Genomic DNA, 9,572 nt, shown 5'->3' on the forward strand with positions numbered 1-9,572 from the left:
GCCCCACCCACAGCCGACTCTCGAGAGGAACCGCCATGTCCGCCCCCGCCCTCTACGACCCGTACCGCGTCTGCCCGTCCCGCCAGCTGCTGGACCGCATCGGCGACCGCTGGACCGTGCTGATCATCGGCACCCTCGAGGACGGTCCCCTGCGCTTCTCGCAGATCTCGCGGCTCATCGACGGGATCAGCCAGAAGATGCTCACCCAGACCCTGCGCTCCCTCGAGGCCGACGGGCTCGTCGTCCGCACCGTGTATCCCGAGGTGCCGCCGCACGTCGAGTACGAGCTGTCCGCGCTGGGCCGCACCCTCCTCGAGCCGCTCGAGATCCTCCGCGCCTGGGCCGTCGACCACATGGACGAGGTCGCCACCGCACGCGCCGCCGCCCTGCGCTGACCGCGCCCGCCCGGGACTCCGCATCCGCTCGGATGTCCCTCCCCTGTGGTGTGCTGAGTCCATGGACACCCTCACCGTGATCCTCGTCCTCCTGGTCGGCGTCGCCCTCGGCGCGCTGGGCACCTACCTCGTCATGCGCGATCCGCGCGCGCGAGGCGCCTCCCGCACCGATGCCGGGCGCCTCGATGCGCAGGGAGCCCCCGCGATCGACCCGGTCCGGCTGCAGCTCGAGCGCGACACGGAGCGCCGCGAGGCCCAGGCCGCCCAGCGCGACGCGGAGCTGCGCAGCACGCTCGCGCCCATCACCCACGCGCTCACCCAGCTCGAGCAGCACGTCGAGCGCAGCGAGAGCGCCCGCGCCCGCTCCGACGGCGCGCTGCGCGCGCACCTCGAGGAGCTCGGCGAGCGCACCCGCGACCTGGATCGGGGGACCCACGCCCTGACCGCCGCCCTGCGCGCGCCCACCTCCCGGGGCCGCTGGGGCGAGGTGCAGCTGCGCCGCATCGTCGAGGCCGCGGGCATGCTCGAGCACGTCGACTTCAGCGAGCAGCACTCCGGCCGCGGGGCGAGTGGCGAGGCGGGCCAGCGTCCCGACATGGTGGTGCGCCTGAGCGGCGGGCGCAGCGTCGTCGTCGACGCCAAGGCGCCGATGGACGCCTACCTCGACGCGGTCGAGGAGCCGGACCCCGATCGCGCGCGCACCCGGCGCGCCGCCCACGCCAAGGCGATGCGCGGCCACGCGGACCGCCTGGGCTCGAAGGCGTACTGGGCCGCGCTCGGCGACACCCCCGAGTTCACGGTGATGTTCGTGCCCAGCGACGGCGTGCTCGCCGCCGCCCTCGAATCCGATCCCGAGCTGCTCGAGCACGCGTTCTCCCGAGACGTCGTCGTCGCCTCCCCCGCGACCCTCGTCGCGCTCCTGCGCACGGTCGCCCACACCTGGCGCACTGACTCCCTGAACCGCGACGCCCGCCAGGTGCTCGACGCGGGCCGCGAGCTGCACCACCGGCTGGGCACGCTCGCCGGTCACCTCGGCAAGGTGGGGCGCTCGCTGGACTCCTCGGTCGCCGCCTACAACGACGCCGTCGGCTCCCTGCAGTCCCGGGTGATGGTCACCGCCCGGCGCTTCGAGGACATGGAGCTCACCTCGAAGAAGGTCGAGGACGTCGAGCAGCTCACCCGCCGCGCGCGCAGCCTCGACGAGGAGCAGATCGCCGACCTCGCTCGCGGGGACGCGATCGGACGCGCCGAGAGCACAGAGAGCACCGGGGACGCCGGCTCCCGCGCGGCGGGCTGAGTCCTCGAATTCCGTGTCGCCGGCGCGCGCCGCCGTGCCAGAGTGACCCCATGTCCCCGAGCCCAGCGCGCACCGGCGCGCCCACGCTGCGCGGGGATCTCGCGGCGCGGCTGGGCCTGCTGCGCTTCATCGTCTCCGCATCGCCCACCCGGGCCGTCGGCCTCCTGGTCCTGGCCCTCGCCTCGATGGCGGCGAGCGGCGGCACCATCCTGGGACTCGGCGACGTGGTCGGCGGTCTCGCCGCCGCCGTCCAGCACTCGACGGCCGACGAGCGCCTCGTGCGCGGCATCCTCGTGCTCGGCGCGAGCCTGATCGCGACGCCCGTCATCGGGTCGCTCTCCGACGTGCTCACCGCGGGCCTGGATGCCCGGGTGCGCGAGCAGCGCAGCCTGCACCTGGCCCGGATCCTCCTGAGTCCCGAGGGCGTCGCTCATCTCGACGGCACGTCGGCCTCCGGCCGCGCCGCCGACCTGCTGGAGAAGATCCGGGACTGGCGCATGCTGTCCTCGACCGCCAACGCCCAGGCCGTCGTCACCGCGCGCCTCACGGGCCTCGCGCCGCTCGCGATCCTCGCGAGCTGGAACCCGCTGGTCGCGCTCGTGCTGCTCGTGGTCGCGCGCCTCGTCTCCCGCGTGTGGGTGCAGTACCTCGCGAGCCTCCTGGACACGATCTCCGGCAGCGCGCTCTCGACCGCGCAGCGCCGCACCCGGTACGCCTTCCAGGTCGCCTCCGGCGAGCGCACCGCACGGGAGGTGCGCCTCTTCGGACTGCTCCCCTGGCTGCGCCCTCGCCTGGCGGGTCACGACCGCGGAGACGCCCTCTTCACGGCCGACGTGCCGCGGACGCGATCGGCCGACGCGGTCGCGCTCTGCTCGGCGCTCGTGCTCGTCGGCGTCTCCCTGCTCCTGGTCCACGACGCCCTCGCCGGGCACCTCGACGCGGGTCGCCTCGCCGCGGTCTTCGCCGCGGCCGCCGCCGTGCTCGACGGGTTCGGGCCGATCGGCGACCCGCAGACGCTGTTCCTGCAGGCGGGCCACACGCACCGTGAGATCGACGCCCTCGAGCGGGAGCTCGCGCCGGACACGGATCAGGAGGCCCGGCGCGGCGCCGACCGCGGCCCCGGCCGAAGCCCCGACGGAAGCCCCGGCAGCCCGGATGCCGCCGTCGGACCGCACAGCGCCGCCATCAGCCTGCGGGACGTCACCTTCCATTACCCCCAGCACGAACGACCCGTGCTCGAGCACCTCGACCTGACGATCCCCGCCGGACAGACCATCGGCATCGTCGGCGCGAACGGAGCGGGCAAGTCCACGCTCATGTCCCTCATCGCCGGCCTCGAGAGCCCCAGCTCAGGGGACGTGGAGGTGGGCGGACTGCCCGCCGCGCCGGCGCCCGAGCAGCATCCCCGGGTCGCGATGATCCTGCAGGACTTCACGCGCTTCCCGCTGAGCGTCGCCGACAACGTGATGCTCGGTCGTTCGGCGGGCCCCGACGACGTCGACGAGCTGATCCGGCGTGCCGGCGGCGCCGCGGTGCTCGAGCGCCTGAGCCGGGAGAACGCGGGACTCGAGACGCCCCTCGCACCGGGCCTCGCCGGGGGCACCGACCTCTCGGGAGGGCAGTGGCAGCGGCTCGCCCTCGCCCGCGCGCTCGCGGCCGTCGAGGACGGGGCCCGGGCGCTCGTGCTCGACGAGCCGACGTCGGCCCTCGACGTCCGCGCCGAGGCGGCGCTGTTCGAGGACCTCATGGAGCTCGGCCGCGGCGTCACCACGCTGCTCGTCTCCCACCGCCTCTCCTCCGTGCGCCGCGCCGAGCGGATCGTGGTCCTCGAGGGCGGGCGCATCGTCGAGGACGGTCCGCACGAGGAGCTGATGGCCCGCGGCGGCCGCTACGCGGAGATGTTCACGCTGCAGGCGCGACGCTTCGCACGCGCGGGAGCCGACGGGGCAGACAGCGCCGACGGGGCCGACGGGGCCGACGGGGCCGACGGGGCACGGGAGGGGGCCGAGGATGCGTGAGTCGATCCGCCCGATCCTCTTCGTGCTGCGCGAGAGCTGGAAGGTCTCGCCGCGCGCCTGCGTCTTCGCGTTCCTCGAGACCTTCGCGAAGCTGCTCGAGGGCCTCACTCCGCTGCTGTACGGGATCATCGTCGCCGCGGTCGTCGCGACCGATGCCCGGACCGCCCTGCTCGCCGGGGCCGCCGCTGCCGCCGTGATCGGCACGAACTCGCTGCTCTCGATCTGGGGGACGCGCTACCGCGTGGGCCTGCTGCAGGCCATGGCCGATCGCTTCGAGGGCCGCACCGCGCAGTACCTCGCCTCGCTGACCACCCTCTCCCACCTCGAGGACCCGGAGACCCTGGACACCGTCCAGGCCCTGCGCGACCACGGCGGGGCGGTCGGCATGGGGTACAACTCGCTGATGAACGCCGTGCGCTCGTTCATCGCCCCGGCGACCGCGCTGGTCGTCGCGATCGGGGCCGATTGGCGTCTCGCGCTCGTCGCCGTCGCGGGCATCCCGCAGATCCTCATCACCTCCCCCACCACCCGCATCCGCAAGCGCGCCGAGGAGCAGAGCGCCGAGCCCAGCCGGCGCCTCAGCGCACTCATGGACCTCACCTCCCAGAGGTCCGGCGCGAGCGAGATCCGCGCCTTCGGCGCACGCGGCTTCCTGCTGCGACGGATCGGCGCCGCCGCCCGTGACTGGACCGGGCCCGAGCTCGCCGCCACCCGTCGGGTCTCGGCTCTCACGCTCCTGGCCTCGCTCGCCTTCTACGTGCCCGCGATCGCCGTCATCGCGTGGATGGCCCACGACGCCCTGGCCGGCGCGGTCACGCTCGCCGCGATGACGATCGCCGTGATGAGCCTCGAGAACCTGCAGAACGCGGCGCGCTCGATCAGCATGGGCATCACGACGCTCCAGAACAGCCTGCGGACCGTGAACCGCTACCTGTGGCTCACCGACCGTGTCGAGGAGGATGCCCGCGGCCACCACGGCACGGCCGCTCCGCCCGCGCGCCTCGAGGACGGGATCCGGCTCCGGGGCGTCACCTTCACCCGCCCCGGAGGGCGGTCACCGGTGATCAAGGACGTCGACCTGGATCTGCCGGCCGGGTCCACCGTGGCCCTGGTCGGGGAGAACGGCGCGGGCAAGTCGACGCTCGTCGATCTGCTGCTGGGCATGCACGACCTCGACGCCGGAAGGATCGAGGTCGACGGCGCGCCGCTCCCCCAGCTCGATCCCGTCGCCTGGCGCGGGCGCTGCGCGGGCGCCTTCCAGGACCATGCGCGGCTCGAGTACACGGCGCTCGAGTCGGTGGGCGTCGGCGACCTCCCGCGCGCCGAGGATCCCGCGGCGGTGCGCCGGGCGATCTCCGACGCCTCCGCCGAGGACATCATGTACGCCCTCCCCCGCGGCCTCGCGACGCCGCTCGGCACGAGCTGGGAGGGCGGGAGCGGCCTCTCGGGCGGGCAGTGGCAGCGTCTGGCGATCGCGCGCGGGATGATGCGCACGGCTCCGCTGCTGCGGGTGCTCGACGAGCCGACGAGCGCCCTCGACCCTGCGACGGAGGATGCCCTGTTCACCGGCTACGCCCAGGCCGCCGGACGCACAGGTACGACGGGCGGGGTGACGCTGCTGGTCACCCACCGCTTCTCGACTGTCGCCGCGGCCGACCTGGTGGTGGTCCTCGATCACGGCCGAGTGCTCGAGCAGGGGACGCACGCCGAGCTCATGACCCGCGGCGGCCGGTACCGGGAGCTCTACGACCTGCAGGCCCGCGGCTACCGGTGATGAGGAGGCGATTCCTTCGTCACCATCGTCGACGTCCCGCGGCCGTCACCGTGCCCTGTCCCGTCGGGCCACCTTCCCACGGCCCCGCGGGAGCACGAGCACCGGGACGGGCGCGTGGCGCAGGATCCGCGCGGCCGTGGACCCCAGGAACACCCGGGCGAGACCGGCGTGGGAGCTCGAGCCGATGACGAGCAGGTCCCCGCTGCGCCATTCGAGGCCACCCACGGCGGCGGACCAACGATCACCCTCGACCACGGAGCCGGCGTCGGCCTCGACCTCCGGGCACGCGGCGCGCACCTCGTCGAGGATCGCGCGCTGGGTGCGCACCGCATCGCGCCGCCACTGCGCGTAGAAGCCGCTCTCCCGGAAGGCGGTCATCGCGCTCCGGGTGCCGCTGCGCACGGCGAAGGTGACCACCGTGAGCGAGGTGCCCAGCGCGTCGAGCACGCGGACCACGCCGGGCACGAGCGCCGCGTCGGCATCCGACGGATCCACGGCGAGCACGATCCGCGAGAGCGTCCCGTCGCCGGGGTCGAAGCCGCGCGGGGCGAGGGCGACGGGGACCCGTGAGCTGTGGACGAGGCGGTCGCTCGTGCTGCCGAGTCCGATCCGGCCGACGACCCCGTCGGCCGATCCGACCACGAGCATGCGTGACCCGCGCTCGCGGGCCTCGCGCTCGAGGATCTGCGGCACCGAGCGGCCGACCCGCATCACCGTCTCGACCTCGAGGTCATCGGGCAGACGGGAGCGGGCCTCGGCGAGCGCCTCGCGCGCGAGGCCGGTGATCTCCCGCCGCCAGTCGTCGTCGACCCCGGAGAAGTCGCGCAGCGACGGAGAGCCGAAGGAGTCGTGGACGACGCAGCACAGCACGAGGTCCTCGCCGAGGGACCGCGCGATCGCGGCTCCCAGGCGCAGTCCCGATCCGGTGCGGGTGTCGGGTCCGAAGCCGACGAGGATGCTCATCGCACGCCTCCCCGCCCGTCATCGTCGGGCGCGGAGGCACCCGGCGCCCGGCCGCGGGACGACGCTTCGTCCCCACCCGCCCCACCGGACTCGCCCGGCTCGCCCATGAAGGGCGTGGGCGTCAGGACCGGTCCGCTCCCGCGCGTGCCCAGGTGCGAGTGCCGGTAGCTGTACACCACGTAGACGATGAGGCCGATCACGAGCCAGGCCAGGAACCGCAGCCAGGTCTCCACGGCGAGGCTCGCCATGAGTCCCGCGCAGGCGAGGACGCTGACGATCGGCAGGGCGGGCACGAGCGGCGTGCGGAAGGGACGCTCCATGTCCGGATCGGTGCGGCGCAGCACCACCACGGCGATCGAGACGACCACGAAGGCGAACAGCGTGCCGATGCTGACCATCTCGGCGAGCACGGAGATCGGGATGAATCCCGCGAGCAGGGCGACCGCGCCCACGGTGAGGGACGTCATCAGCACGGGCGTCCCCCAGCGCGGGTGGACGCGCGAGAACACCGGCGGGAGAAGCCCGTCGCGCGCGAGGGCGAAGCCGATCCGGCCCATCGCCACGATGTCCACGAGGATCACCGAGCTGAGCCCGGCGACCGCGGCGATGCCCACCAGGATGCCCACCCAGGGCAGGCCCACCTGGTGGAAGACGTCGGCCACGGCGTCGCCCTCGGAGAGCTTGGAGTACTCGACCATGCCGGTGACCACGAGGCACACGCCGACGTACAGGACCGTGCAGATCGCGAGCGTCCCGAGCAGGCCGAGCGGCATGTCCCGGGCCGGCTTCTTGGTCTCCTCGCCGAGGTTCGCGACCGCCTCGAACCCGGAGTAGGCGAAGAACACGACGGCCGCGGCGACGAACACTCCCGCCACCCCGAAGGTCGAGGGCTCGATCCCCGTGATCGCCTGCCACAGCGGCGAGGTGAGGCGGGAACCGGTGGACTCGGAGTGCTGGGCCGGCGGGATGAAGGGCACCAGGTTGTCGGTCTTGATGTAGAAGACGCCCACGACGATGACGAACACGCAGACCAGCACCTTGATCAGCACGAGCCCGTTAGTCACCCACTTCGACTCGCGGATGCCGCGGATCGCGACGACGCCCAGCAGCACCGCGATGAAGATGGCGCCGAGGTTCACCACCGACCCCTCTTCGGCGAACCACTTCGAGGGCAGTCCGAAGACGCCCGCCACATAGCCGGACCAGCCGCGCGAGACCACCGCGGCGCCGAGCGCGAACTCCAGGATCAGGTCCCACGCGATGATCCAGGCGAAGATCTCCCCGATCGTCGAGTAGGCGTAGGTGTAGGAGCTGCCCGCGGTGGGGACGGCGGAGGCGAGCTCCGCGTAGCAGAGGGCGGCGAGCAGGGCGACGACGCCCGCGATCACGAAGGAGATCATCACGGCCGGGCCAGCGTTCTCCTTGGCCTGCAGGCCGGTGAGGGTGAAGATCCCCGTCCCGATCACGATGCCGATCCCGAAGCCGATGAGGTCCTTGACCCCGAGGTCCTTCTTCAGATGCGCGTGGTCCTCGTCGTCGTCCTGATGAAGGACCGTCTCGATGCTCTTGCGTCGCAGCACGCTCATGCAGCCGCCTCCTCGTGTCGGGCCGCCCGACGCCGCGGTGCGCAGCGGACTGCGAAGGCGTGGTGCCGTGCGGGCTGGGGCAACACTCCACCCCGAACCGTGTGCTGTCAATCACATCCGTGGACGTGGAGCGTCCGACGGCGCGGCGAGGATCCTCCCCACAGGTCGTCCATCCACACCCGGCGGCCCGGTCCTCGAACGTCCCTGCGGCGTGCCAGAGTGGACCCATGACCGAGACCCCGCCCCATCGGCCTCTCGCGCCGACGGCCGCCGAGACCACGCCGGAGAACCCGTGGCCTCTGCGCCAGCTCTCGGTGAAGGTCGGTGAGTACGTCGCGCGGATGTCCCCGATCTGGGTCGAGGGGCAGATGGTGCAGCTGAACCGGCGCCCGGGCAGCGGTCTGGCCTTCATGACGCTGCGCGACGCCGAGGTGGACATGTCCTTCTCGGTGCCGATCCGGGAGCACGTGCTGCGGGCGATGACGGTCGAGCTCGTGCCGGGGGCGCGCGTCGTCGTGCACGCGAAGCCCACGTTCTGGAACAAGCGCGGGAGCCTTCAGCTCGAGGCGAGCGAGATCCGGCCCGTGGGCCTCGGCGAGCTCCTCGCGCAGCTCGAGCAGCTCAAGCGCTCCCTCGCCGCCGAGGGTCTGTTCGAGGACTCCCGCAAGCAGCAGCTCCCGTTCCTGCCGCGCACGATCGGCCTGATCTGCGGGCGCGAGTCCGCGGCGGAGAAGGACGTCGTGGTCAACGCGCGCCGCCGCTGGCCCGCGGTCGACTTCGCCATCCGCGAGGTCGCGGTGCAGGGGCAGAAGGCGGTGCGCGAGGTCTCCGCGGCGCTCACCGAGCTCGACGCCCTCGAGGACGTCGACGTCATCATCATCTCCCGCGGCGGCGGCTCCCTCGAGGACCTGCTCCCCTTCAGCGACGAGAAGCTGGTGCGCCTGGTCGCGGGCGCCCGCACCCCGATCGTCTCCGCGATCGGCCACGAGGTCGACACCCCGCTCGTGGATCTCGCGGCCGACGTGCGCGCGTCGACCCCCACGGACGCCGCCAAGCGCGTGGTGCCGGACATCCAGGCCGAGCTCGAGCAGCTCGACCTGGGCCGCACGCGTCTGCGCTCGGCGGTGCGCACCCGCCTCGAGCGCGAGCAGGCGAACCTCGACGCCTTCCGGTCGCGGCCCGTGCTCGAGAACCCGGCGAGCATCCTCACCGCTCCCGCCGAGGAGATCCGCTCGCGGATCGTGCTCGCCCGCACCCTCGTCGGCTCCCGCCTGGACCGGGCGCGCGACGAGACCGCCCACCTGGGCCGCCAGGTCCGCGCGCTCAGCCCGCTCGCGACCCTCGAGCGCGGCTACGCCGTGGTGCAGACGGCCGACGGCACGATCGTGCGCGCCCCCGAGGCCGCCCCCGTGGACACCGCGCTGTCCGTGCGCGTGGCGGGCGGCCGTTTCGGCGCCCTGCGCACCGAGGACGATCCCTACACCCCGCCCGACATGGACGCGATCGACGATTCCGGAGCCGGCGCCCCCGCGCAGACCC

General features: G+C 73.4%; 7 protein-coding genes. 5 read left to right on the forward strand and 2 right to left on the reverse strand.

Annotated elements, in window-relative coordinates:
• Nucleotides 1-35: 35 nt before the first annotated feature.
• From MHY49_RS18000 to MHY49_RS18015, 4 genes are all read left to right on the forward strand, one after another.
• Complete coding sequence (locus MHY49_RS18000; protein ID WP_239206453.1) at nt 36-395, forward strand: helix-turn-helix domain-containing protein; 360 nt, start codon at nt 36-38, stop codon at nt 393-395.
• Between the two features lie 61 nt (nt 396-456).
• On the forward strand, nt 457-1,692 hold the full coding sequence (locus MHY49_RS18005) for a DNA recombination protein RmuC (RefSeq protein ID WP_239206455.1): 1,236 nt from the start codon (nt 457-459) through the stop codon (nt 1,690-1,692).
• 50 nt (nt 1,693-1,742) lie between these two features.
• Nucleotides 1,743-3,710, forward strand: coding sequence for an ATP-binding cassette domain-containing protein (locus tag MHY49_RS18010; protein WP_239206457.1), 1,968 nt, complete (start codon nt 1,743-1,745; stop codon nt 3,708-3,710).
• A complete protein-coding gene (locus MHY49_RS18015) occupies nt 3,703-5,484 on the forward strand; it encodes an ABC transporter ATP-binding protein (RefSeq protein ID WP_239206459.1) in 1,782 nt (593 codons plus the stop codon). The genes MHY49_RS18010 and MHY49_RS18015 overlap by 8 nt, the downstream gene beginning before the upstream one ends.
• A gap of 45 nt (nt 5,485-5,529) precedes the next feature.
• Here the strand turns inward: MHY49_RS18015 and MHY49_RS18020 are convergent, their stop codons facing one another.
• Nucleotides 5,530-6,447 (reverse strand): universal stress protein, encoded by a 918-nt coding sequence (locus MHY49_RS18020; protein ID WP_239206461.1) that lies wholly within the window; start codon nt 6,445-6,447, stop codon nt 5,530-5,532.
• Nucleotides 6,444-8,033 (reverse strand): APC family permease, encoded by a 1,590-nt coding sequence (locus MHY49_RS18025; protein WP_239206463.1) that lies wholly within the window; start codon nt 8,031-8,033, stop codon nt 6,444-6,446. The genes MHY49_RS18020 and MHY49_RS18025 overlap by 4 nt, the downstream gene beginning before the upstream one ends.
• Before the next feature lie 227 nt (nt 8,034-8,260).
• On the opposite strand from MHY49_RS18025, the gene xseA reads away from it, so the two are divergent.
• Nucleotides 8,261-9,572: exodeoxyribonuclease VII large subunit (gene xseA / locus MHY49_RS18030; protein ID WP_239206465.1), on the forward strand; the 1,312-nt coding region annotated here is incomplete at its 3' end.

The organism is Brachybacterium sp. ACRRE, from assembly GCF_022346485.1.
GTDB lineage: Bacteria > Actinomycetota > Actinomycetes > Actinomycetales > Dermabacteraceae > Brachybacterium > Brachybacterium halotolerans.